We start from the raw sequence: 22,191 nt of genomic DNA, 5'->3' as shown, positions 1-22,191 counted from the left end.
GGTCCGCCCGCGGACCCCGCTACGTTCGCGGCGGCCCGGACGCCACCAGCGCACGCTGCCGATCCGGCTGGGCGTCCGGCCCCTGCCAGCGGCCGTCGATCCACCAGGTGGCGCCCGCCGCCTCGTAGGCGGCGGCCCGCTCCGCGGCATCGGGCTGCTCGGCGAACTGCCCCTGCAGCACCACCTCGAACCCGGCCATCGCCTCCGGGCCGCCCCGCACCTCGGTGAGGTGCGCGACCAGGGCCGCCACGTCGTCGGGCGTGGGCTCCTCCATGGCCCGCTCGCCCCGCAACTGCACCACGATCCCGTCCCAGCGGGCGGCGCGCGCCATCGACTTCGGCGCCGGCCACACCCCGACCGGCCAGATCGGCACCCGGGGCCGGGCCACCGGTCGCGGCGCGATCAACATGTCCTGCACCTGGTAGTGCTCCCCGGCATGGCTGAACGGCTCGCCGCCGGCGGCGGCGTCGAGGATCGCCAGGGTCTCGTCCAGGAGGGCGGCGCGCTCACGCAGGCCGTGCGGCGTGGCGCCCCGACCGCTCACGCCGGCGACCGCGCGGTCCTCGGTCACGCCCACGCCCATGGGCAGCACCAGGCGGCCGCCGGAGAGGTGATCCACCGTCAGTGCCTGGCGCGCCAGTTCCCAGGGGCTGCGGCGAGGGACGGCGAAGACCAGCGCCCCGAGCGTGATGCGCTCGGTACTCGCGGCCACCGCGCCCAGCAGCGCGAACGGGTCCCAGGTGGCATCGGTGCCCAGGGAGATGGCGTCCCACGTGAAGTAGCCGTCCCAGCCCGCGGCCTCCACCTCGCGCGCGAGCGCCACCTGCTCGGCGACGGTGCCGAAGGATCCCACGAATCCGTATCTCATGGTCGGCACGCTAGCGGTGCCCACCGACATCGACCTCTCACGGCGGCGGCTCAGGCGATCCGCACGCCCTTCGGCAGCACGCCCGCCGGGGTGCGCAGGCGGCGCTGCGCGGCCCAGGTGCCGGCGGCGCCGAGCACCAGCAGCGCCCCCATGCCCCAGGGCCAGATCGGCGCACCTGGGTCGATCTCCTCCGGCTCGTAGAGCATGACGCCATAGCCCTCGCAGTAGTCGAACTCGGTCTGCGGCGGCTGCTGGGCGGCGCGGACCAGGTAGCTCAACCCGCTCAGCGGGTCGGGGGCGGCCGAGCTCACGCTCTGCCCGATGGTGGCGGCATCCGCGACGATCACGAACGGGTTCAACCCCAGCAACCACGCGGTGCGCTCGAGGTGCTGCACAGGCTGGGTCTCGGTTCGCCACACACACTCCTGCATGTCGGAGGCATCCGGGTCGCCTTCGTTCCAGTCGTAGGTCTCCCAGAACTCCTCGGGGAAGTCGCGCACCCGCACCTCCTCCTCGGTGCCGACGAAAACCGCCGAGAGGCCGAAGGCGATCGGGGTGCCGATCGCGAGGCCCGCCACGATGAGATAGGTCAGCACCGCCGAGCCCGCGGGGCGGGAGGTCAGGGCGCTGCAGCCCAGCCCGATCCCACAGACCACCAGGAGGATCAGCGCGACGATCCCGATGGCCACCACACCGGCGCCCACGGACGTGCCGCCGCGCGAGAGCCCGAAGGCGAGGAATGGCAGCGAGATCGCGAGGAACGCCAGGCTCGTGGCCCAGGCCGCCAGCAGCTTCCCCAGGGTGAGGTCCCAGGAGCTCAGCGTGGTCGCCTGCAGGATCGCCAGCGTGCCGTTCTGCCGATCGCCGTTGATCGAGGAGGCCGACATGGTCGGCGTGATCAGCAGGCCCAGCAGCAGCACGAACATGAGGATCAACCCGAACACGGTGCGCCCGGCGGCCTCCTGCGCCTCGGTGAAGCCGCCCTCGCCGGTGACCCACCCGGCGGCCGCGGTCACCAGCCAGGTGATGACCCCGACGATCACGAACCAGACCGCCAGCGCCGCCTGCCAGCGTGTGGAGCGGACCCGCTGGCGCAGGTCGAGGGCCGTCACGGTGCGGATGCCGTGCCCAGAGGGTCCGCGCCCGGGGGGCGGCGGCGTGGAGGGCGTGCCGGCGGTGGCCGGTGAGGTGGTGGTCATCGCGTCTCCAGCTGCATCTCGAGGTAGGTGTGCTCCAGGCCGCGGGGCGCGGGCGCGAGGGCCGCGATCGGCAGCCCGGCGGTGATGGCGTCCCGCAACACGGTGGCGGCCTGCGCCTGGTCAGCGAGGTGGAGCCCGACGGCGCAGCCCCCCTCCGGTACACCGCCGGCCCCGGGCGCGGGGTCGGGGTGGATCGGGAGGCCCATGCTCGCCGCCCAGGTGGCGAAGGCGTCGCCGTCCAGGCACACCAGGCGCCAGGGCTGGATGTCGGTGCGGATCTCGGGGGGCGCGGTGGTGCGGCCCTGGGAGAGGAAGACCGCGTCGTCGACCATCCCCTCCAACTCCACCAGGATGTGGGAGGAGACGAGGATCGCGACGCCGGAGGCGGCGAGGTCGCGCAGCATGGTGCGCGCCTCGATGCGGGCGCCGGGGTCCATCCCGGAGGTCGGTTCGTCCAACAGCAGCACGCTGGGGGAGTGCACGAGCGCCCGCGCCAACCCCAGGCGCTGCTTCTGACCGCGGGAGAGCACGTGCGCCTGGGTGTGGGCGAAAGCGGTGAGGCCCACCTGCTCCAGGAGCTGCGCGGCGCGTGCGGCCCCGGCAGCCTTCGGCAACCGGTAGGCCGCGGCCATCGTGGTGAGCACCTCCGTGGCGGTGAGGGAGTCCCACATCCCGAAGGCGTCCGGCATCCACCCCAGTTCGCGCCTGGCGAGGGCGCCCTGAGTGACGGGGTCGTGGCCGCGCACCCGGATCGAGCCCGCATCGGGGCGCAGCAGCCCCGCGAGCATCAGCATCAGCGTGGTCTTCCCCGCGCCGTTGGGTCCGATCAGGGCCGTGACCTTGCCCGCCTCGAGGGTCAGGCTGGCGTCGTCCACCGCGACGAAACTGCGGAAGGAGCGACGCAGGGAGACCGCCTCCAGGGCGGGCGCACCGTTGCTCATGGCAACACGCTAGACCCGCGACGTCCAGGAGACGTGCATCCCACGGTCGGGAATCTTGCGGGTCCTGTGGAGGTCGAGCCCACCGGCGGCAACGCGGTCGGTATACTCAAAGTATGACCACCACCATCAAGGTGAGCAACGAACTCCGGGACCGGCTCAAGGGCCAAGCGGCTCGCGCGGGACTGACTCTGGGTGGGCATCTTGCGGCGCTGGCGGATCGCGCCGATCGGGACGAGAGCATGGCGAACCTGGCTGCGGCGATTGCGGCGACCCCTCCGGAGGTGATGGAGGAGTATGCACGCGAGACGGCGATCTGGGAGCGGGTGGAGGCCGAGGACCTGGACGGCGGCTCGCGGTAGCGGCGCTCGACCGTGGCGGACGACCTGGTTCCGGGTGCCCTCGTCTGGGCCGAGCTCGACCCCGTGCTCGGGCGAGAGCAGGGCGGACGGCGTCCCGTCCTCGTCGTCGCTTCGCCCGCCTACCTCCAGGTGGTCACGACGTTGGTCATGGTCGTTCCGGTGACGAGCGTTGATCGCGGGTGGCCCAACCATGTCCCGGTGCGAGGGGGCAGTCTCGGTCGGCCCTCCTGGGTGATGACCGAGCAACTGCGCACGATGGCCAGGTCGAGGGTGAGCCGGTCGGCCGGTCTCGTCGCCCCGAGTTGCCTGGCGCAGGTGCGCCGCTGGCTGGGCTACTTCCTCGAGGGTTGACGCCTCGCCGCTAGCCGGTCTCTTCCTCGGAGTCGGGCTCGGCCTCCATGACCGCCGCGACGGCGTCCAGCGCCCCGCGCAGATAGCGCACCACCACGGCGCGGTCCTCCTGCGACAGCGCGGCGTCCATCGCGGCCAGCCGCTGGAACATCGGGCCCATGTGGGCCCTGACCTCGGCCTGAGCCGAGGGCGTGACGACCACGCGGGTGCGGCGCCGGTCCTGCGGGTGTGGCTGGCGCTCCGCATGTCCCTTGGCCACGAGGCGATCCACGATGCCGGTGGAGGCGGCCGTGGAGACGTCCAGCAGGCGCGCGATCTCCGCGGGGCCGATGGGGGAGCGCTGCAGGTGCTCGAGCGCCTGGAACTCCAGCTCGCTCACGTTCACGCGCGCCGCGAGGGCGTGCGTCATCTCTCGAGCTACGCCCATCACCTCACGCAGGAGCGTGAGGGACTCGGACTCGTGCCAGCGCTGCGCGCCGGGCGAGGCGTTGCGTGCCGGGTTCGCATCCTCGACCGGTTCCGTCATATAGTTCACCTACTTAGTGACTAGGATGCTGAGATAATACCCGACATGAGGAGGATCCGGTGATCGACACGTCGCAGGACCACCAATCCGAGGCGCAGGATGCGCCCACGCGTGGGTGGCAGGCCTTCGCCCTCGCTCCCCGGACCGCCTGGATCGTGGCGGTGGTCCCCCTGCTGGTCGGTCTCGGCCTCATCGGCGGCCTCGGTCAGGCCACCTGGGAGCGCACCCCGCTGGACCAACTGCCGGCCGGCATGGACTCCACCGAGGGCATCGCCCTGGCGCAGGAACTCCCCGAGAGTGACGGCTCCAGCGCCGTCATCGTCTTCGCGGCCGACGAGGGCGAGCTCGACCAGGCCCAGATCGGCGAACTCGGCGCCCTCATGGGCTCCTACAGCGAGGGCGAGCCGGTGCTGATCCCCTCCGAGGACGGCACCGCCGCCCTCGGCATCCTCTCGATCGACTCCGCCAGCGCCAGCGAGGTCAGCGAGCAGGTCACCGAGCTGCGCGCGAACCTCGAGGAGGACACTCCCGACGGCGTGACCGCCCAGGTCACCGGCCCCGCCGGGGTGGAGGCCGACCTCGCCTCGGTGTTCGAGGGGGCGAACTTCCGCCTCCTGGCCGTCACCGCGAGCGTGGTCGCGGTGCTGCTGATCATCACCTACCGCTCGCCGGTGCTGTGGATCCTGCCGCTGCTCGTGGTCGGCGTGGCCGATCAGGCCGCCGCCGTGAGCGCCACCTGGGTGCTGAAGGCGTTCGACATCCCGTGGAACGAGTCCACGATCGGCATCCTGTCCGTGCTCGTGTTCGGAGCGGGCACGAACTACGCCCTGCTGCTCATCTCGCGCTACCGGGACGAGCTGAAGATCTACGACAACCGCTACGAGGCGATGCGGGTCGCGGCCCGCCGCACCGCCGAGCCCGTGCTGCTCTCGGCCGGCACCGTGGTGGCCGGTGTGCTGACCCTGTTGCTCTCCCTCACCCCCACCACCCGCGGGCTCGGGCTCGCCTGCGCCGTCGGGGTGACGGTGGCGGCGTTCTACGTGCTCGTGTGCCTGCCGAGCGTGCTCGTGCTGTTCCCGCGCGGCATCTTCTGGCCCAAGCGCCCCCGGGTCGGCGACATCACGGCAGCCGAGGCGCCCTCCGTGTGGCGCCGCATCGGCGGGGTCGTGGCCAAGCGCCCGGTCATCGTGGGCAGCGGTGTGGTGGTGCTCCTGGCCGCCTTCGCCGTCGGGAACGCCGGGATCAAGCTCGGCCTGGACACCTCCGACCAGTTCCTGTCCACGCCCGAGGCGATCACCGCGGCCGAGCGGATCGCCGAGTCCTACCCGGCCGGCACCGCCAGCCCCACGCTGGTGACCACGACGGGGGACGCCGAGGCGCTCGCAGGCGAGATCGAGCAGGTCGACGGCGTGGCCTCCGTGATGCCTTCGGCCTCCGGGAACGGGGTCTCCCAGGTGCAGGTGGTGCTCACCGGCGCCGAGGGGTCACCCGAGGCGGTGGCGGCGATCGACGGGCTGCGCGAGGTCACCGCAGGGTACGAGGAGACCTACGTCTCCGGACCCGAGGCCGAGACCCGCGACGCCACCGATGCCGCCAACCGCGACCGCTTCCTCATCGTGCCGCTCATCCTCGTGCTGGTGCTGGTCTCCCTCGCGGCCCTGCTGCGCGCGATCGTGGCACCCATCCTGCTGGTGGCGACCGTGGTGGGCACCTACTTCGCCAGCCTCGGGGTCTCCTGGTGGCTGTTCACCGGGGTGCTCGGTTTCGAGGGGCTCGCCGAGACGGTGCCCCTGTACGCGTTCCTGTTCCTCGTGGCGCTCGGCGTGGACTACAACATCTTCCTCGTCACGCGGGCGCGGGAGGAGGCCGTCGGGTACGGCACGCGCGACGGCATGCTGCGCGCCCTGGGCGCCACCGGTGGCGTGATCACCAGCGCCGGCATCCTGCTCGCGGCCGTGTTCGCCACCCTGGGTGTGCTGCCTCTGGTGGTGCTCGCCCAGCTCGGCGTGGTGGTGTGCATCGGCGTGCTGCTGGACACCCTGCTGGTGCGCACCATGCTCGTGCCGGCGCTGGCGCTCGTGCTCGGCGACGCCTTCTGGTGGCCGCGCAAGACGGTGCAGACCGTCACCGCCGCCTGAGGCCTGCGGCCGCGTGGCCGCGAGGCCGCGTGGCCACGAGGCCGCGTGGCCACGAGCAGGGCGATCGAGGGCCGCCGTCGGAGACCGACGGCGGCCCTCCTCGCGCGTTGTCCACGATGTGGGCGTTTTCAGTTGTCTCAGCAAGTGAAGTGACAACCGACCTACCGTCGGGTCGTCACCACACGAGACGGCAAGGAGCCCCTTGATGACACGCCGAACCCCCCGAGCACTGATCACCACCGCAGCCGCCGTGGCCGCGACCGCCCTGCTCGCGGCCTGTGGTGGCAGCGACGCTGGCGCCTCCTCCGACGGCGCCGCGAGCGCCGAGGCGGCCGGCGATGCCCGGACCGGCGGGGAGCTGCTGTACCTGGAGTACCAGCCCTACACCACGCTCTACCCGCCGCAGTCGGGCTTCTACCCCAACGGCGCGCTCATCGCGAACATCACCGACCGCCTCGTCTACCAGGACCCCGAGACCCTGGAGTTCTCGCCCTGGGTGGCCAGCGCGTGGGAGGTGAACGAGGACGCCACGTCCTACACCTTCACCATCCGCGAGGGCGTCACCTTCTCCGACGGCACCCCGCTGGACGCCGAGGCGGTGGCCGCGAACATCGACGCCTACGGCCTCGGGGACGCCGCCAAGGGCTTCCCCGTCTCCGAGCAGATCAACAACTACGTGGGATCGCAGGTCGACGGCGAGCAGGTCACCTTCACCTTCTCCGCCCCCTCTCCCGGGTTCCTGCAGGCCACGAGCGCCAACGGCGCCGGGCTGCTCTCCCCGGAGACCCTCGAGGGCGACGCCGACTTCTTCGCCCCCGGGAACGCCACCGAGGTCATCGGCTCCGGTCCGTTCGTGATCGCCGAGGAGACGGTCGGCACCGAGATCCTGCTGGAGGCCCGGGAGGACTACGACTGGGCGCCGCAGGAGTCCGAGCACCAGGGCCGGGCCTACCTCGACGGCGTGCGGCTCGTGGTCACCCCGGAGGACAGCGTGCGCGTCGGTGCCCTGACCTCCGGGCAGGCCGACGTGATCCGCTACGTGCAGGCCTACGACGAGGAGCAGGTGGAGGCCGCCGGGCTGCAGCTGTTCGCCCCGCAGACCCAGGGCGTGAACAACAGCCTCTCGCTGCGGCCGAGCAACGAGATCCTCTCCGACATCGACGTGCGCCGCGCCATCGTGGCGGGTGTGGATGCGCAGGAGGTGGTGGACACCGTGTTCACCGAGAACTACCCGGCCGCCACCGGCGTGCTCTCCAGCACCGCGCTCGGCTACGTGGACCTCTCCGACGACCTGGCCTACGACCCCGAGGCGGCCGCCGAGCTGCTGGACGGCGCGGGGTGGGAGCCCGGTGACGACGGGATCCGCGTGAAGGACGGTCAGCGCCTGGAGCTCGTGGTCAACGAGGCCGCCCCGCAGCCGCTGTCGCGCGACACCCTCACCCTGATCTCCCAGCAGCTCGCCGAGATCGGCGTGGACCTGCAGATCCTCGCCGCCGACTCCGGCACCTACGCCGAGGCGATCCTGGACGCCGACCAGGTGCAGGCCTACCACTCGATGGTGGGGCGCACCGACCTGGACGTCATCAAGAGCCAGTTCCACTCCGCCAACCGCGACGCGCTGCTGTCGCAGGACGCGGAACTGGACGCGCTGCTGGACGCCGTGGCCTCCACCGCGGATGAGGAGGAGCGACTGGCGGCCACCGAGGAGGCGCAGCGCTACCTGGTCGAGCAGGCCTACGTGGTGCCACTGTTCGAGGAGCCGCAGGTCTACGGCGCCCAGCCCTACGTGCAGGGCTTCGGTTGGGACTCCATCGCCCGCCCGGTCTTCTACGACACCTGGCTGGAGAACTAAGTGGAGTGGGGCTACCTCGCCGGCCGCATCGCCACCGCGGCCGGCGTGCTCCTCGCCGCCTTCACCGTCGCGTTCCTGATGCTGCAGGCCCTGCCCGGGGACGCCGTGATGATCCGCTTCGAGGACCCCGAGCTCGGGCTCACCGAGGCGCAGATCGCCGAGGTCCGGGCCGCCTACGGCACCGAGACACCGCTGCTGCAGCAGTACTGGAGCACGCTGACGGCGGCGCTGCGCGGTGACTTCGGGTACTCCGTGGCCTCCGGTGCCGCGATCACCACGCTGCTCGGGGCCGCGCTGCCCTCCACCTTCCTGCTCGCGGGGCTGGGCTTCCTCGCGGCGCTGATCCTCGCCTCGCTGCTCGCCTTCGGCGCGATCCTCAGCCCCTCGGGCCGCCTCGCGGGTTTCCTACGCGGCCTGCCCTCCCTGTTCGTCTCCGTGCCGGTCTTCTGGCTCGGCATCGTGCTCATCCAGGTGTTCTCCTTCCGGCTCGGGTGGATCTCGGTGATCCGCCCCGGCCCCGTGGAGGCACTGATCCTGCCGGTGCTCACCCTCGCCATCCCGATCAGCGCCCCGATCGCGCAGGTACTGGTGCGGGCCATGGACGATGTCGCCGCACAGCCGTTCGTCGCCGTCGTGCGCTCCAAGGGCGCCGGGCAGGGCTGGGTGCTGATCCACGCGATCCTGCGCAACGCCGCCCTGCCCGCCCTCACCATCGCCGGGGTGCTGCTCGGCGAACTCATCGGGGGAGCGGTGGTCACCGAGACCGTCTTCGCCCGCTTCGGCATCGGCCGCCTCACCGCCGATGCCCTCGCCACCCAGGACACCCCCGTGCTCATGGCGATCGTGGTGGTCGCCGCCGCCGCGTTCGTGGTGGTGAACCTGGTGGTCGACCTGCTGGCCCCCGCCATCGACCCCCGGCTGCGCCGCCGGGTTGCCGCGTGATTGCCGCCGGAGGACCGACATGACTCTCGAGATCAGCGAACTGCAGCGCCGCACGCTGCAGGAGACCCCCGCGCCCGAGCCGGCCACCGACCCGGGCGCGCCGCGCCCCCGGCGCACGCTGCGCCGTCGGGCACGGGGCCTGACCCCCGGCGTGATCCTGTCCGCCGCGGTGCTCCTGCTCGTGCTCGCGTGGGCCCTGGCCCCCGCCCTGTTCACCACAGCCGACCCCTACGTGGGCGAACCCAGCGAGGCGCTGCAACCGCCGAGCGCGGCGCACTGGTTCGGCACCGACCCCACCGGGCGCGACCTGTTCACCCGGGTGGTCTACGGCGCCCGCTACTCCCTGACCGGGGGCGTGGTCGCGGTGACCGTGGGCCTCGTGGCTGGCACCGCGATCGGCGTGGCCGCCGGCTCCCTGGGCCGCCTGGTGGACGAGATCCTCATGCGCGTCACCGACGTGCTGCTGTCCATCCCCGGGCTGCTGCTGAGCCTCTCGGTGATCATCCTGCTCGGCTTCGGCACCACCAACGCCGCGATCGCGGTGGGCGTCACGGCCGTGGCGGCCTTCGCCCGCCTCTCGCGCTCCGAGGTGGTGCGGGTGCGACGTCTGGAATACGTGGAGGCCGCGTTCGGCAGCGGCGGGCGCACCCTGGCGGTGCTGTGGCGGCACGTGCTGCCCAACTCCCTCACCCCCGTGCTGGCGCTCGCCGCGCTGCAGTTCGGCACCGCGATCCTCGCGATCTCCACCCTCGGGTTCCTCGGCTACGGCGCCCCGCCGCCCACCCCGGAGTGGGGGCTGCTGATCTCCGAGGGCCGCGGCCACCTCGCGACCTCCTGGTGGCTGACCACCCTGCCCGGCCTCGTGGTCGTGGCCGTGGTGCTCTCCGCCAACCGCCTCTCCTCCCTGATCCGAGGTGCCCGATGACCGCCCCCGCCCTGGACCTGCGCGACCTCTCCGTCGGCTACGACACCCCCGAGGGCGTCCACCAGGTCACCCACGCCGTCTCCGTCTCGGTGGCGCCGGGCGAACTGGTCGCCCTGGTGGGGGAGTCCGGATCCGGCAAGAGCACGACGGCGCAGGCCGCCCTGAACCTGCTGCCCACCACCGGTCGGGTGCTGAGCGGGCGCATCGCGGTGGCGGGTGAGGACCTCACCGACGCCTCGGCCGCCACCTGGCGGTGTGCCCGCGGGCGGCGCATCGCGCTGGTGCCGCAGGACCCGGGAGCCTCCCTGGACCCCACCACCCGGATCGGGGACTCCATCGCCGCGGCCTTCCGCATCCACCGCGCCGCACCCCGCCGGGTGCTGGCCGAGCGGGTGGTGGACCTGCTGGAGCGGGTGGGGATCGACGACCCGCGCCGCCGCGCCCGGCAGTACCCGCACGAGCTCTCCGGCGGGATGCGTCAGCGCGTGCTCATCGCCGGCGCGATCGCCCTGGACCCCAGCGTGATCGTGGCCGATGAGCCCACCAGCGCCCTGGACGTCACGGTACAGCGCCGGGTCCTGGACCTGCTGGACGAGCTGCGCCGCAGCACCGGCACCGGGATCCTGCTGGTCACCCACGACCTCGCGCTCGCCGCCGACCACGCCGACCGCGTGGTGGTGCTGCGCGAGGGCCGCGTGCAGGAGAGCGGACCGGCGGATGCGGTGCTGCGCGACCCTTCCGCGCCCTACACCCGGCGACTGCTGGCCGACGCCCCCACGCTCGCCACGCCGATCACCCGGAAGCCGCGGGTGGCTGAGGCCGGGTCGGCGCTGCGGGTGCGGGACCTCACCGTCACCTTCGGGCGCCGCCGGCACGCCTTCACCGCCGTCGACGGCGTGAGCTTCGACATCCCCCAGGGCACCACGCACGCGATCGTGGGGGAGTCCGGGTCGGGGAAGACCACCACGGCCCGCGCCGTCGCCGCCTTCCAGTCGATCACCAGCGGCTCCGTGCAATTGCTGGGCCGCGAGGTCGCCAGCCTCGGTTCTGCCGGGCGACGGGAGCTGCGCCGCAGCGTGCAGCTGGTCTACCAGAACCCCGACCGGTCGCTGGATCCACGGCACACGGTGCTGCAGGCCGTGACGGAACCCCTGCGCAACTTCTCCCTCGGCACCCCGGCCGAGCAACGCCGTCGGGCAGCCGAGGTGCTCGAGCGGGTGGCGCTCGACCCCGCGCTGCACGCCCGGCGCCCCCGGGAGCTCTCCGGCGGGCAGCGGCAGCGGGCCGCCATCGCGCGGGCCCTGGTGCTCGACCCCGACCTGCTGATCCTGGACGAGGCCACCAGCGCCCTGGACGTCACCGTGCAGGCCGGGATCCTGCGGCTGCTCGCCGACCTGCAGAACGACCTGGACACCACCTACCTGGTGATCTCCCACGACCTCGCGGTCGTGCGGCAGATCGCCGACACCATCACCGTGCTGCGCGGTGGTCACGCGGTGGAGGCCGGGAGCGTGCGGGAGATCTTCGAGACCCCGCGCGAGGACTACACCCGCGACCTCATCGCCGCCATCCCCGGCGCCGCGCTGCCCAGCGCTACCGTCACCGCTTCCGTCCCTGCTTCCGTCCCTGCGAGGAGTAACGCATGACCACCGACCACCTCCGCCTCGGCGTCTTCACCCGGCTGCTGGACGAGACCTCACCCGCCCAGCGCTACCGCAACGCCGGCGACCTCGTGGTGCGCGCCGAGCAGCTCGGCCTGCACTCCGCCTGGGTCGCGCAGCACCACTTCCACGCCGCCGAGGGCGGGCTGCCCTCACCCGCCGTGCTCCTGGGCTGGATCGCCGCGCAGACCTCCCGGATCCGCCTCGCCACCGGCATCATCACCCTCCCGCTGGAGCAGCCGCTGCGCGTGGCCGAGGACCTCGCCGTGCTGGATGAGCTCTCCGGCGGCCGGGTGGAGCCGGGCTTCGGGACCGGGGGCACGCCGTCCTCCTTCCTCGCCTTCGGCAAGGAGTCCGCCGACCGCCGCGCGATCTACGCCCACGCCCTCGCGGAGGTGCTCGATGCCTGGGGCGGCGGGGACCTGGGGACCGAGGAGAACCAGCTCTACCCGCAGGCGCCGACGCTGAGCGGCCGGGTGTGGGAGGCCACCTTCTCCGCCGCCGGCGCCGCCCGCATCGGCGCCGCCGGACACGGCCTCATGCTGTCGCGCAGCCAGCCGCGCCCGGAGGGGCAGCCGGACCTGAGGATCTGGGAGATCCAGGAGGAAGTCGTGGACGCCTACCTCGACGCCCTGCCGGGCGGGGTGGAGCCGCGCATCGCGGCCTCGCGCAGCGTGTTCGTGGCCGATTCCGAGGACGTCTGGCGCCGGGAGGCCGACCGCGGCCTGCGCGCCGTGGCGCGCGCCGGCGGCCTGTGGGGCCTGGACCCGCAGGGCTCCGTGGAGGAGCTGGTGCGCCGATCGGACACGGTCGTCGGTACCCCGGAGCGCGTGGTCGAGGAGCTGCGCCGCGACACCGTGCTGACGCACGCCACCGACCTGCTGGTGCAGGTGCACTCGGTCGACCCCGTGCACGACCTGACCCTGCGGTCCCTGGAGCTGCTGGCCACGCAGGTGGCGCCGGAGCTCGGGATCGCGCTTGCCGAGGGTGCTAGTTCGGTTCCTGCTGTTGGCTCGGCGGCGTCGCAGGAGCGCGCACTCGAGGAGGTGACGGCATGAGCGCCGAGGTGAGTGAGACTGAGGTGAGTGGTGTGGAAGTGACCGATGTGGATGTGACCGAGGCCGATGTGATCGATGCGGCGGTCGGGATCCGCGCCGGCGACGCCCTGGACGCGGTGCGCCGCGGCCGGGCCACGGCGCGCGAGCAGAGCCAGGCGGCCCACGAGGCGCTCTTCGCGCCGCAGCCCTCGGGCGAGCACTCGGGCGACGAGAAGGGTTCGGTGAGCGCTCGGGTGCGCCACGCCGTCGCCCTGTTCGTGCTCGGCCTGCACGGCACGGCGGGGGAGCCCCTCGCCGCCGCGCACCGCGAGGCGCTCGCGGCCGCGGACGGCGACCTGATCGCCGCGGTGGAGGCCGCCGTCGCCGCCGCGAGCCGGCCGGGCCCCTACGGTGTGTACGCCGAGGTCGGGCTCCAGGGCGAGAACGAGCCGGGGGAGGTCTTCCGCAGCCAGGACGCCGGGCTGACCGAGCAACTCGGCGCGCCGCTGGCGGCGGCGATCGACCATGCCGCGCTGCTCGTGCTGCGACCGCGGGAGGCCGCACCCGCGGACCTCGCGCGCCTGACCGGCGCCGGATGGGACACCACCGCGATCGTCACCCTCTCCCAGCTCGTGTCGTTCCTGACCTACCAGGTGCGGATCGTCGCCGGGCTCACCGTCCTGCAGGAGACCTCCTCGAAGGAGACGCACACATGAGCACGACGACCACCGCGCGGGTGACGCCGCCGGAGCACTTCACCCGCGAGCAGCTGGACTGGCTGGCGTGGCTCGAGCCACCGCGCGCGCAGGACCTGACGCCCGAGCAGATCGCCGGGCTCGTGGAGCCGAAGCGGGCCGAGAACCCCTACTTCCGCCTCCTCGCCCTGGACCCGGCCGTTCTCGAGGCCCGCACCCGCGCGGACCTGGACATCTTCCACACCGGCGCGCGGGACGGCTCCGGGCTGCCGCGCGCCGAGCGGGAACTGGCGGCCACGGCCACCTCGCGGACCAATGGGTGCGTGTTCTGCGCCAGCGTCCACGCGCGGTTCGCCGCCACCCTGGGCCACCGGCCCGAGGAGGTGGACGCGCTGCTCGCGCAGGGCGTGCACACCGCGCTGCTCGAGGGTTCGCTCTCGGCGCGGTGGTCGGCGATCGTGCGGGCCGCGGAGGCGCTCACCCGCACCCCGATCGCGTTCGGTCCCGAGCACGTGGCGGAGCTGCGCGAGGTGGGCCTGGATGACGCCGCCCTCGTGGACCTGATCTCCTCCGCAGGGTTCTTCTCCTGGGCCAACCGCCTCATGCTCTCCCTCGGCGAGCCCTCCGTCCCCTCTGTCCCCTGACCCCCACCTCCGCGAGGCAGTTCTGCAGGCACCGCGAGGTGGTTCTGCAGGTATCGCGAGGTGGTTCTGCGGGTACCGCGAGGTGGTTCTGCAGGGTGCGTCGTAGGCTCGATCCATGAGCACGGGCCGACGACGGCGGTACAGCGGGGCACTCCTGCTGAGTTTGGGTCTCGCCTCGTGCAGCGACGGGCCATTCGGGGTGACGTGCTCCACGATCGGGTGTTCCTCCACCTTGACGGTGGAAGTGATCGGCGACCCGGAGTCCGTGGGCGAGCTTCGCCTCTGCGACCAAAGGTTCTGCAGTCTGGAACCGGGAGAGACCCGCGCGTACGGCGATTCGTCTCGGCCGGGTTGGGGCGGGCCGACCGGAGACGGTGAATCGTGGACCTTCACCGTGTTCTATGGCGACCTCTCAGTGGAGATCGAGGACCACCAAGGCTCCGTCATGAAGCGAGTGGCGATCGATCCTGAGTGGGTTCGCGTGGGCGGGACGGAGGCGTGCGGCGGTCCAATGGAAGCGACCGTGCAGGTCGAGGTGTAGCACGGCTCGTCGGGTACTGACGAGGTCGTGGCTCGTGCGATCGTGTGCACTGCGTAAGTGAGTGCCGCACCTACTGGTCAGCCTGTGCGCCTGGTTTCAGCACCAGGATCTCGCCCGGCGTCACCTTGAGCGCCTCGCATATCAGCACGAGCGTGTGCATGCGCACGGCCTTGGCGTGGTTGTTCTTGAGGATCGACAGGTTCGCCATCGTGATGCCGGTTCGACGGGAGAGCTCGGTCATCGTCATGTCGCGCTCGGCGAGCAACGCACCGAGGCGGCACTCGATGTGTCCGTGCACCCCGTCGTCGTCAGACGACATGGGTGAGTTCCTCGGTCATGCGGGCGCCCTCGCGAAACGCTGCACCCGTGGCGAGGACGACGACGCCGATGACGATCACGGCCACGGGCCAGGAACCTCCGTCGTAGACCAGGCCCTCGTACGGGCCGTGGGTGAAGAGGTCGTCGAGCTGGTTGGCGAGCATCCAGTTCGCCGCGACGTCGAGGGCGCCAGCGACAACACCGCCGAGGCTCAGCACGAACCCGATGCGACGCATTCCACGGAGTACCGCGGGGTCGAACGGTCGCCCGCGGCCGATGGTGCCTAGCACCGCGACTCCCCAGGCAGCTCCGAGTGCCATCACGACTCCGGTGAGCACCGCCGGTGTGTACCCGACCAGGCGGACCCAGAAGTCCAGGTCCACGAGGTAGGCGACCTCACCGTCTCGTGACTGGGCCCGCAGGACCTGCGGGAGGTCGAGGTAGTCCAGGCGTGGCTCGGCTCCGCCGAGCGCAAAGAGGAACCGGCCGGTCGCCAGACACCAGAGGCTGCCGAGCGCCTGCAGCGAGGCCGCCAGCGCGAGGAGGCCTAGGGTGGCTCGCGCGAGCCGGAGGGAGAAGGCAGAGCGCTCGGTGCTCGAGTCTCCCGGGCTGCCGGTGTCGTCTGCGCTCTGCGGACCATGGTGCTGCACGGCGTCACTACCCTTCGGGCGTTATCGACCTCGATATTCTCGATAACGATAATGTTCGACGCGACCGGCGGGTGTCAACCACGACGACGGACGTCGTCACGGTCCCCTCACGGATCTCTCACGTCTGGCCGGGTTTGGGCGGTGGGGTGGCGCCTAGGGTGATGGTGTGGACAGGCCGATGCGGGTGGATACGGCTATTCGACTGCGGTGGATGCTGTGGCTGCCGCCGCTGAGTGCCTTCGTTCTGGTCCTGGGCCTCGCTGCCTGGTTCGGGTACTTCTTTCTCGGTATCGGCAAGCCGCCCTCTCTGGAGTCGCATCTGGATGAGATCGAGGGGGTGGAGGAGGCATCGTTCTGGGTTCACACTCAGCCGTTTGTGGAGACCACGGATCCAGGTGAGTGGACCCTTCACATGCGAGGGGCGTGGGATGCCGACAAAGTCGAGAGTGTGACGCAGGAGGCGATCAGGGTCATCAGCGCAGTTGATGATCCACTGGATGATGGGGTGCCGACGCTGGAGGTGATTCAGGGGCGAGGCCGGGTGGCACTGGGTGTGTTCCCCGACGCTAGTGAGGAGGTGTCGGGGCTCGTCGAGGTGGCTGACGAGGTGGTTCACTCGACGATGCAGGCGTTCACTGTCGATATCTTGATGTGGTCGCGGCCCACGGTGACGGTGGAACCAGAGACGCCCGAGGCGGTCGCTCGTGCGGCGCAGGATTTGGTCTGGTTGGCGAAGCCGAGCGCGGTGGCGTCGGTGAACGTGGGGGTGTCCCTGGAGGAGGAGTGTTTCAGAGGAGAGTTCAGCTCCACGATGAACGAGTACCGCCTCTCCTCGGCGCCAGAGGTGGCGCAGTTGGTGGACCTCACTGCGCCCGAGGCGGTATCGGTGCGTATGGCCGAGGACGAGTGGGGCCTCTATGTGGGCATGTGGGCCCAGTACGCCGACAGCGCGGCCGCAGCCGCAGCTCACGAGGCCGCGAGCAGTCCCGGCATCTCCGTGCGTGCACGGCGGTGCGAACCCGGTAGTGCCTGAATCCGGCGGCCTACTCGACGGTCTCCCTGTAGGCGGGAACGAGAGACTCCGGTGCGCAGGGGAGCAGCGTGGGCGTCGCGGCGTCGGTGTCCTCGGGGCCTAGTGGCTCCACGAACGCTTCAAGGTATGACGAATAGTCAGGGAAAGCGGCAGCGAGCGGTTTCTCCGTGAACGAGCGAAGGGTCTCGACGGCGTCCTGCGCAGCAGTGAGATTTCCGGCGTCGTACTGACTGACGGCTTCTGACAACCAGGCGCACTGCCAATCGATTGCCATCAGGGACGCAAAGAACCCGTCCTCGTACCGCAGAGGCATCGGGTGCGTCTGGCCCGACGACAGTCCGCTACCACCCTCCAAGCGTTCGATCTGCTCATCCAGCTCGGCAAACCGCTCGAAGGTGCTCCATTCGGCGCCCGCCGGGAGAGGGAGGAGCGCCTCGGCCTCCGCCCTCTCGCGTTCCTGCTGTGCCCCGACCTCGGACCGGTTCTCACGCAGCTCCTCTAGCCACTGTGCTTCTTCGGCGCCGAGGCTGACTGAGGCATCGGGAGTCGAGGCTACGGAGGATGACGGGGTCGAGTTCGCAGCTGGGTCCGGGGACGCCGGGGCGCACGCCGTCAAGACGACGAGCGCCATTGAGGACAAGGCGATGGGGTTCGGGTGTCTCATGGTCGATCCTCCATATTCCCGGTGGGGGGATCTCTCACTCCTCGTCGAGTGTGGTTCATCATTCAACTCTTTGAAACTACCACTCGCCCTTCGGAGCGGGACGCGACGGGGTGAGGAGTGTCGCGGTGGCGCCGAGAGGGACGCACCACGCCGTCGGCGCCTCAGAGCCCGGGCGGATCCACGAACGTCAACGACCGCGAGGACGGCGGCTCGATGACCCTGACGTCGAGTCCCTCCAGCACAGCGCGTAGGGCTACGGCGTCGGCCGGCATCTCCCAATCCCGTGCCCCTGCGCCGCCGAACACGGTCAGTGCGCGTTCGGTCGGAGGAGAGAACCGGATCGTCCCGACGATCCCGCCGAAGCCTGCGGCGTCGAAGGCGGCCGCCCACGCCCGCGGCACGTCGTACGGGGTCATCGTGCACAGCTCGTGACACACGACGCCGTGGCGCAGGGCGTCCCGAGCCGTCAGGTCCGCCGCCTCGACCGAGGCATCGAGCGCGATAGCGGAGACCGCCCGGTCCTCGACGAGCGTGGCGGGGACGACACCCGCCTGGGCAAGCGGGCCGCCGATACGTTCCCGCGCCGCGGCCTCTGCGCTGGACGCGAGGTAGAGGCTCCCGCGAGGCTCGTCGAGGTTGAATCGCCCTCCTGTGCCGGAGGCGAACCACCAAGGCCCCAGCGGCCCGTGCTCGCGGAACCACATCGCGCCATGCGGAACGCGGACGTGCGGGAACCCCATCACGTCGCCGGTGGGGAGTCGCTGCGCTACTCGCGCTCTAATCATCTCCGGGTCCACGAGGCGGCAGCCTCCCGAGCGAGGCCGACCACCCGTTCGCCGTCGCGCTCGGGGTCGAGCAGCCAGGTCCGCGGTTCCAGCCCGTCGAGTTCATCGTTGGGGAGGCAAAGCCAGAGGGCAGCCGTCCAGCCGTCGATATCGCGAAGCGCGCCCAGGACGGGCAGGAGCGCCGGATGCACTCGCCCGCCGTCGAACTGGAACGCGGGGTAGACGTTGATGCCGTCGTCGGTGCGGGCTCGCAGCACGCTGCCCACGTCAACCCGGTGCTGCAGGGCCTGGCGGCTCTCGAGTCCGAGCAGCGTGCGGGCACCTTGCGAGCTGAGGAACGGACCGATCAACTCGTCGTAGGCATGGTGAGTCGGGAGGGCAGCGACCATCGCGTTCGCCGTCTGCTCGGCGCTCTGGGAGAGGTCGAGGTGGGCGCGGGAGAGGCCCTCCCGCACGTGGGTCAGGACGGACTCGACGTACTCCTGCTCGCGTGTCGGCATCGTTGGCGCCTCCTCGTCTTCCCCAACTGACCGCTCTGGGCCCCTCCCACTTTACGCTCTTGACGCCCGTCGCGGAAGGCCCCCGAAGTGCGGAGCGCCGCCGCAGGCACCCCCCAGTAGACTCACCGGGCGTGAGCACCGCCAAGCGATATCCCGCCGCCTACCGCTTCCTCGCCGGGCTGATCAAGCCCTTCCTGTGGGTCTTCCTCAGCAAGGAGTGGCGCGGCACGGAGAACCTGCGCCGCACCGACGGCTTCATCGTGGCGGCCAACCACGTCTCCCAGTTGGACCCGGTCACCACGGCCCACGTGCTCTACAACAACGGCGCCGCGCCGAAGATCATGGCGAAGGACTCGCTCTGGAAGGTGCCGGTGCTCGGCTGGTTCCTGCGCAAGCTCGAGATGATCCCCGTGGTGCGCGGCTCGCGCCGCGCCGGGGATTCCCTCGTGGCCGCCCGTGAGGCGCTGGACTCCGGCCAGGTGGTGCTGATCTTCCCCGAGGGCACGCTCACGCAGGACCCGGACTCCTGGCCGATGATGGGGCACACCGGAGTTGCGCGGCTTGCCCTCACCAGCGGCAAGCCCGTGATCCCGCTGAGCCAGTGGGGCGCGATCTACGTGCTCCCCAAGGGCAGCGCCCTACCGAAGCTCTTCCCGCGCCGCACCATGCGCGCCGTCGTGGGCCCCGCGGTGGACCTTGAGGACCTGCGCGAGAAGCCGCTCACCGGTTCGGTGCTCCACGAGGCCACCCAGCGGATCATGGCCGCGATCACCGCGGGTGTCGCCGAACTGCGCGGCGAGGAGCCGCCCGCGCAGCCGTTCGACCCGCGCCGCAGCGACACGCGTTCCGGCTGGACGCACACCGACGGCTCGCCTGCCGAGGGCAACGCCCTGGCGGCATCGGCCGGGGAGACCACCGCCGGCGAGGTCGCCGAGGCCGCCGCCGCACAGGCGAGTCCTGAGGCGAGCGAGGCACCCGACGGCGCAGCCCGCCCCGGTCCCGACGCCTCCCCGGGAGCGGCCACCGAGGCCGAGGAAGGGCGATAGCCATGCGGTGCACCGTGATCGGCGCGGGCAACTGGGGGACCACGTTCGCTCAGATCCTCGCGGACGCCGGGAACCCGGTCGTGCTGTGGACCCACGTGGAGTCCCGCGCGGAAGAGATCACCGACCGCCACACCAACCTGCGCTACCTCCCCGAGGCGGTGCTGAGCGACCGGATCACCGCCACCACGGACATGGCGGCTGCGCTGCAGGGAGCCGAGCTCGTCGTCGTGGCCCTGCCCTCCGACGTCGTGCGCCGTGTCCTGGCCGACCACGCCTCCAGCGTGCCCCGCAGTGCGATCGTGGTCTCCCTGATGAAGGGCGTGGAGCACGGCACCGACACGTTCATGTCGCAGGTGTTGAGCGAGATCTGGGACATCCCCGCGCAGCGCATGGCGGTGTTGTCCGGGCCGAACCTGGCCGGTGAGATCATCCGGCGCCAGCCCACCACCTCGGTGGTTGCGTGCACCGACGAGCAGGTGGCGCTGCGTGTCGCGGGCGCGTGCGCCACGCCGTACTTCCGGGTGTTCACCACCACCGACGTGATCGGCGCGGAGGTCGGGGGAGCGGTGAAGAACGTCATCGCGCTCGCCGTCGGGATCGCGCAGGGCGTGGGCTACGGCGACAACACCATGGCCTCGATCATGACCCGCGGACTCTCGGAGGCCTCCAGGATCGGCGTCTCCCTCGGCGCGCAGGCGGAGACCTTCGCGGGACTCGCGGGGATGGGCGATCTGATCGCCACCTGCTCCTCGCCGCTCTCCCGCAACCACCGCCTCGGCTCGTTGGTGGGGAAGGGGTACTCGCTGCAGCAGGCGGTCGCCGAGATCGGCACGACGGCGGAGGGTGCCAAGTCCTGCCGGGCCATCCTGGACCTGGCGCAGCAACGCGGGATCCGGGTGTCCATCACGGCCGCCGTGGTCGCGGTGCTCTACGACGGGCTCCCCGTCCCGGAGATGGTCTCCCGGCTGGTGGAGCGGCCTCCGCGCGCGGAGGACTGAGTCGGCGCGGACTGAGGGTGCGGCTGAACCGGGTGCGGCGGCGGGGTGAGTCGACGCGGCGCCGAGTTCCTCGCTCAGGGCGGTGGACCCCTCGCTGAGGGAGGTGCACTCACCAGTTCTCCGCGCCGGCGTTGCCGTCGCATCGCTGTGACCTGCACCGACACTTCCATGGGGTGAGAACCGAGAGCGGTGCTTCCTCCCTCAGCGAGGGGTTCATCGCCCTCCGCGAGGGGCAGGCCGCCCTCCGCGAGGGGCAGACCGCCCGTAGCGACAACTCGGCGTAGACCCCACGCCGGGTGTCGTCCGCGCCTACTCCTGCGAGGCGCGCAGCGCTTGGTCCAGGTCCTCCCAGAGGTCCTCGACGTCCTCGATCCCCACGGAGACCCGCAGCAGGTCCTCCGGCACGGTCGGGGCCTCGTTCGGCCAACGACGGCGTCGCTCCAGCATCGATTCCACCCCGCCCAGGGAGGTGGCCGGCAGCCAGACCTGGACCGCCTCCGTCAGCCTCGCCGCGGCCTGGGCGCCGCCGCGCACGCGTAGCGTGAGGATCGCGCCGAACCCGTCCATCTGCCGGGCCGCGAGGTCGTGCTGCGGGTGGTCGGGCAGGCCCGGGTAGGCCACCGCGGCCACGGCCGGGTGGGACTGCAGGCGCGTGGCCAGCTCCAGGGCGTTGGCCTGCGCCCGCTCCACGCGCAGGGCGAGGGTCCGCAGGCCGCGCACCGCGAGCCATGCCTCGAACGGACCGGCGACTCCGCCGTCGGTGATGCGTCGCTGGCGCAACTTCGCGAAGAGTGCGTCGTCGGAGGTGACCACGGCGCCGAGCACCACGTCGGAGTGCCCGGCGAGGTACTTCGTCACCGAGTGCACCACCACATCGGCGCCGAGTTCGAGCGGACGCTGCAGTAGCGGGGTCGCGAAGGTGTTGTCCACCGCCACCAGGGCCCCGACCTCGTGCGCGACCGCCGAGATCGCGGCGATGTCGGCGACCTCGAGCATCGGGTTCGTCGGGGTCTCCAGCCACACCAGGTCCGCGGGCGCCTCGCCGTCGCCGCCGCGGATGGCCGCGGCCACGGCCTCGGCGTCGGTGATGTCCACGAGCCGCGCGCTGATCCCGGAGCGTTCGCCGAGCCACCGCACGCCCACGAGGGCCTCGTGATAGGCGTGCTGCGGGGCGACGATCACGCCGCCGGGAGGCGTGAGGGACAGGGCCGCGGAGATCGCGGCCATCCCGGAGCCGAACAGCAGACCGGGCCGGTCCGCGCGCTCCAGTTCGCCGAGCGCGATCTCGAAGGGCTCCCAGGTCTCGGTGCCGATGCGGGCGTACACGAGGTCCTCGGGGGCGGGCTGCTCGTGGCCCACGTAGGTGGAGGACATGACGATCGGGGGGTTCACGGGGGCGCCGGGGGTGCGGTCGGGCCGACCCGACTCCACCACCACGGTTGCGGGGCGCAGGTTCATGCTCTCGACCCTACGCGTGCCGATCCCGCGCGGTGTCAGTGCGTCCGCGTAGTCTCGCCC

At 71.7% G+C, this 22,191-nt stretch carries 24 protein-coding genes; 14 read left to right on the top strand and 10 right to left on the bottom strand.

Annotated elements, in window-relative coordinates; genetic code table 11:
- Window positions 1-19: 19 nt before the first annotated feature.
- Genes ATL40_RS08650 through ATL40_RS08640 form a run of 3 tightly spaced genes read right to left on the bottom strand, consistent with a single transcriptional unit; the run spans window position 20 to window position 3,008 of the window.
- On the bottom strand, window positions 20-868 hold the full coding sequence (locus tag ATL40_RS08650) for an LLM class flavin-dependent oxidoreductase (protein ID WP_098470382.1): 849 nt from the start codon (window positions 866-868) through the stop codon (window positions 20-22).
- Between the two features lie 50 nt (window positions 869-918).
- Window positions 919-2,067 carry an ABC transporter permease gene (locus ATL40_RS08645; RefSeq protein WP_098469194.1) on the bottom strand — a complete coding sequence of 383 codons (1,149 nt, stop codon included), beginning with the start codon at window positions 2,065-2,067 and terminating at the stop codon, window positions 919-921.
- On the bottom strand, window positions 2,064-3,008 hold the full coding sequence (locus ATL40_RS08640; protein WP_098469193.1) for an ABC transporter ATP-binding protein: 945 nt from the start codon (window positions 3,006-3,008) through the stop codon (window positions 2,064-2,066). The genes ATL40_RS08645 and ATL40_RS08640 overlap by 4 nt, the downstream gene beginning before the upstream one ends.
- A 113-nt stretch (window positions 3,009-3,121) precedes the next feature.
- On the opposite strand from ATL40_RS08640, the gene ATL40_RS08635 reads away from it, so the two are divergent.
- Window positions 3,122-3,367, top strand: coding sequence for a DNA mismatch repair protein MutS (locus ATL40_RS08635; protein ID WP_098469192.1), 246 nt, complete (start codon window positions 3,122-3,124; stop codon window positions 3,365-3,367).
- 12 nt (window positions 3,368-3,379) lie between these two features.
- Window positions 3,380-3,718 (top strand): type II toxin-antitoxin system PemK/MazF family toxin, encoded by a 339-nt coding sequence (locus ATL40_RS08630; protein WP_098469191.1) that lies wholly within the window; start codon window positions 3,380-3,382, stop codon window positions 3,716-3,718.
- A 10-nt stretch (window positions 3,719-3,728) separates the two neighbouring features.
- Here the strand turns inward: ATL40_RS08630 and ATL40_RS08625 are convergent, their stop codons facing one another.
- Window positions 3,729-4,244, bottom strand: a complete 516-nt coding sequence (locus ATL40_RS08625; RefSeq protein WP_098469190.1) for a MarR family winged helix-turn-helix transcriptional regulator — start codon at window positions 4,242-4,244, stop codon at window positions 3,729-3,731.
- Window positions 4,245-4,303: 59 nt separating this feature from the next.
- Between ATL40_RS08625 and ATL40_RS08620 the strand changes: the two genes are divergently transcribed.
- The 9 genes from ATL40_RS08620 to ATL40_RS08580 all read left to right on the top strand — a co-directional run bounded on the left by ATL40_RS08620 (window position 4,304) and on the right by ATL40_RS08580 (window position 14,679).
- Window positions 4,304-6,382, top strand: a complete 2,079-nt coding sequence (locus ATL40_RS08620) for an MMPL family transporter (protein WP_245866906.1) — start codon at window positions 4,304-4,306, stop codon at window positions 6,380-6,382.
- Window positions 6,383-6,587: 205 nt separating this feature from the next.
- On the top strand, window positions 6,588-8,234 hold the full coding sequence (locus ATL40_RS08615; RefSeq protein WP_098469189.1) for a TIGR04028 family ABC transporter substrate-binding protein: 1,647 nt from the start codon (window positions 6,588-6,590) through the stop codon (window positions 8,232-8,234).
- Window positions 8,235-9,176, top strand: coding sequence for an ABC transporter permease (locus ATL40_RS08610; protein WP_098469188.1), 942 nt, complete (start codon window positions 8,235-8,237; stop codon window positions 9,174-9,176).
- A gap of 19 nt (window positions 9,177-9,195) precedes the next feature.
- Window positions 9,196-10,101 carry an ABC transporter permease gene (locus ATL40_RS08605; protein WP_098469187.1) on the top strand — a complete coding sequence of 302 codons (906 nt, stop codon included), beginning with the start codon at window positions 9,196-9,198 and terminating at the stop codon, window positions 10,099-10,101.
- Window positions 10,098-11,747 (top strand): dipeptide ABC transporter ATP-binding protein, encoded by a 1,650-nt coding sequence (locus tag ATL40_RS08600; protein ID WP_098469186.1) that lies wholly within the window; start codon window positions 10,098-10,100, stop codon window positions 11,745-11,747. The genes ATL40_RS08605 and ATL40_RS08600 overlap by 4 nt, the downstream gene beginning before the upstream one ends.
- On the top strand, window positions 11,744-12,820 hold the full coding sequence (locus tag ATL40_RS08595; protein WP_098469185.1) for a putative FMN-dependent luciferase-like monooxygenase: 1,077 nt from the start codon (window positions 11,744-11,746) through the stop codon (window positions 12,818-12,820). The genes ATL40_RS08600 and ATL40_RS08595 overlap by 4 nt, the downstream gene beginning before the upstream one ends.
- Window positions 12,817-13,515, top strand: a complete 699-nt coding sequence (locus ATL40_RS08590) for a CMD domain protein (RefSeq protein WP_098469184.1) — start codon at window positions 12,817-12,819, stop codon at window positions 13,513-13,515. The genes ATL40_RS08595 and ATL40_RS08590 overlap by 4 nt, the downstream gene beginning before the upstream one ends.
- Window positions 13,512-14,138: an alkylhydroperoxidase domain protein gene (locus ATL40_RS08585; protein ID WP_098469183.1), complete on the top strand. Its 627-nt coding sequence runs from the start codon at window positions 13,512-13,514 to the stop codon at window positions 14,136-14,138. Before ATL40_RS08590 ends, ATL40_RS08585 begins: the two co-directional genes overlap by 4 nt.
- Before the next feature lie 115 nt (window positions 14,139-14,253).
- Window positions 14,254-14,679, top strand: a complete 426-nt coding sequence (locus ATL40_RS08580; RefSeq protein WP_098469182.1) for a hypothetical protein — start codon at window positions 14,254-14,256, stop codon at window positions 14,677-14,679.
- Between the two features lie 70 nt (window positions 14,680-14,749).
- Here ATL40_RS08580 and ATL40_RS08575 read toward each other — a convergent pair whose 3' ends face one another.
- On the bottom strand, window positions 14,750-14,998 hold the full coding sequence (locus ATL40_RS08575; protein ID WP_098469181.1) for a helix-turn-helix domain-containing protein: 249 nt from the start codon (window positions 14,996-14,998) through the stop codon (window positions 14,750-14,752).
- The gene (locus ATL40_RS08570) at window positions 14,988-15,647 is read right to left on the bottom strand and encodes a DUF2975 domain-containing protein (RefSeq protein WP_098469180.1); all 660 of its coding nucleotides are present in this window, start codon (window positions 15,645-15,647) and stop codon (window positions 14,988-14,990) included. Before ATL40_RS08570 ends, ATL40_RS08575 begins: the two co-directional genes overlap by 11 nt.
- A 166-nt stretch (window positions 15,648-15,813) precedes the next feature.
- Between ATL40_RS08570 and ATL40_RS08565 the strand changes: the two genes are divergently transcribed.
- Complete coding sequence (locus ATL40_RS08565) at window positions 15,814-16,680, top strand: hypothetical protein (RefSeq protein ID WP_098469179.1); 867 nt, start codon at window positions 15,814-15,816, stop codon at window positions 16,678-16,680.
- Between the two features lie 10 nt (window positions 16,681-16,690).
- Here ATL40_RS08565 and ATL40_RS08560 read toward each other — a convergent pair whose 3' ends face one another.
- From ATL40_RS08560 to ATL40_RS08550, 3 genes are all read right to left on the bottom strand, one after another.
- Window positions 16,691-17,344, bottom strand: a complete 654-nt coding sequence (locus ATL40_RS08560; RefSeq protein ID WP_098469178.1) for a hypothetical protein — start codon at window positions 17,342-17,344, stop codon at window positions 16,691-16,693.
- 161 nt (window positions 17,345-17,505) lie between these two features.
- Window positions 17,506-18,048 (bottom strand): RES domain-containing protein, encoded by a 543-nt coding sequence (locus tag ATL40_RS08555; RefSeq protein ID WP_169925917.1) that lies wholly within the window; start codon window positions 18,046-18,048, stop codon window positions 17,506-17,508.
- Window positions 18,049-18,125: 77 nt separating this feature from the next.
- Entirely contained in the window at window positions 18,126-18,629 is a 504-nt protein-coding gene (locus tag ATL40_RS08550) for a hypothetical protein (RefSeq protein ID WP_098469176.1), read from the bottom strand.
- Between the two features lie 131 nt (window positions 18,630-18,760).
- On the opposite strand from ATL40_RS08550, the gene ATL40_RS08545 reads away from it, so the two are divergent.
- Both ATL40_RS08545 and ATL40_RS08540 read left to right on the top strand, forming a co-directional pair.
- Window positions 18,761-19,675, top strand: a complete 915-nt coding sequence (locus ATL40_RS08545; RefSeq protein WP_098469175.1) for a lysophospholipid acyltransferase family protein — start codon at window positions 18,761-18,763, stop codon at window positions 19,673-19,675.
- 2 nt (window positions 19,676-19,677) lie between these two features.
- The gene (locus ATL40_RS08540) at window positions 19,678-20,673 is read left to right on the top strand and encodes an NAD(P)H-dependent glycerol-3-phosphate dehydrogenase (protein WP_098469174.1); all 996 of its coding nucleotides are present in this window, start codon (window positions 19,678-19,680) and stop codon (window positions 20,671-20,673) included.
- A 309-nt stretch (window positions 20,674-20,982) separates the two neighbouring features.
- Here ATL40_RS08540 and ATL40_RS08535 read toward each other — a convergent pair whose 3' ends face one another.
- Complete coding sequence (locus tag ATL40_RS08535; protein WP_098470380.1) at window positions 20,983-22,131, bottom strand: trans-sulfuration enzyme family protein; 1,149 nt, start codon at window positions 22,129-22,131, stop codon at window positions 20,983-20,985.
- Window positions 22,132-22,191 lie beyond the last annotated feature (60 nt).

The organism is Serinibacter salmoneus (assembly GCF_002563925.1).
Classification (GTDB): Bacteria; Actinomycetota; Actinomycetes; order Actinomycetales; family Beutenbergiaceae; genus Serinibacter; species Serinibacter salmoneus.
Note: the sequence above shows the minus strand (reverse complement) of the source record. Positions and strands in the feature narration are given on the sequence as shown.

What these genes read in the sequence shown, in the direction of transcription:
- ATL40_RS08555 (WP_169925917.1), bottom strand. Translation starts at nt 18,048, where the DNA reads ATGTGGTTCCGCGAGCACGGGCCGCTGGGGCCTTGGTGGTTCGCCTCC.
- ATL40_RS08650 (WP_098470382.1), bottom strand. Translation starts at nt 868, where the DNA reads ATGAGATACGGATTCGTGGGATCCTTCGGCACCGTCGCCGAGCAGGTG.
- ATL40_RS08535 (WP_098470380.1), bottom strand. Translation starts at nt 22,131, where the DNA reads ATGAACCTGCGCCCCGCAACCGTGGTGGTGGAGTCGGGTCGGCCCGAC.
- ATL40_RS08600 (WP_098469186.1), top strand. Translation starts at nt 10,098, where the DNA reads ATGACCGCCCCCGCCCTGGACCTGCGCGACCTCTCCGTCGGCTACGAC.
- ATL40_RS08585 (WP_098469183.1), top strand. Translation starts at nt 13,512, where the DNA reads ATGAGCACGACGACCACCGCGCGGGTGACGCCGCCGGAGCACTTCACC.
- ATL40_RS08645 (WP_098469194.1), bottom strand. Translation starts at nt 2,067, where the DNA reads ATGACCACCACCTCACCGGCCACCGCCGGCACGCCCTCCACGCCGCCG.
- ATL40_RS08575 (WP_098469181.1), bottom strand. Translation starts at nt 14,998, where the DNA reads ATGTCGTCTGACGACGACGGGGTGCACGGACACATCGAGTGCCGCCTC.
- ATL40_RS08615 (WP_098469189.1), top strand. Translation starts at nt 6,588, where the DNA reads ATGACACGCCGAACCCCCCGAGCACTGATCACCACCGCAGCCGCCGTG.
- ATL40_RS08625 (WP_098469190.1), bottom strand. Translation starts at nt 4,244, where the DNA reads ATGACGGAACCGGTCGAGGATGCGAACCCGGCACGCAACGCCTCGCCC.
- ATL40_RS08635 (WP_098469192.1), top strand. Translation starts at nt 3,122, where the DNA reads ATGACCACCACCATCAAGGTGAGCAACGAACTCCGGGACCGGCTCAAG.
- ATL40_RS08605 (WP_098469187.1), top strand. Translation starts at nt 9,196, where the DNA reads ATGACTCTCGAGATCAGCGAACTGCAGCGCCGCACGCTGCAGGAGACC.
- ATL40_RS08640 (WP_098469193.1), bottom strand. Translation starts at nt 3,008, where the DNA reads ATGAGCAACGGTGCGCCCGCCCTGGAGGCGGTCTCCCTGCGTCGCTCC.
- ATL40_RS08595 (WP_098469185.1), top strand. Translation starts at nt 11,744, where the DNA reads ATGACCACCGACCACCTCCGCCTCGGCGTCTTCACCCGGCTGCTGGAC.
- ATL40_RS08590 (WP_098469184.1), top strand. Translation starts at nt 12,817, where the DNA reads ATGAGCGCCGAGGTGAGTGAGACTGAGGTGAGTGGTGTGGAAGTGACC.
- ATL40_RS08550 (WP_098469176.1), bottom strand. Translation starts at nt 18,629, where the DNA reads ATGCCGACACGCGAGCAGGAGTACGTCGAGTCCGTCCTGACCCACGTG.
- ATL40_RS08540 (WP_098469174.1), top strand. Translation starts at nt 19,678, where the DNA reads ATGCGGTGCACCGTGATCGGCGCGGGCAACTGGGGGACCACGTTCGCT.
- ATL40_RS08580 (WP_098469182.1), top strand. Translation starts at nt 14,254, where the DNA reads ATGAGCACGGGCCGACGACGGCGGTACAGCGGGGCACTCCTGCTGAGT.
- ATL40_RS08560 (WP_098469178.1), bottom strand. Translation starts at nt 17,344, where the DNA reads ATGAGACACCCGAACCCCATCGCCTTGTCCTCAATGGCGCTCGTCGTC.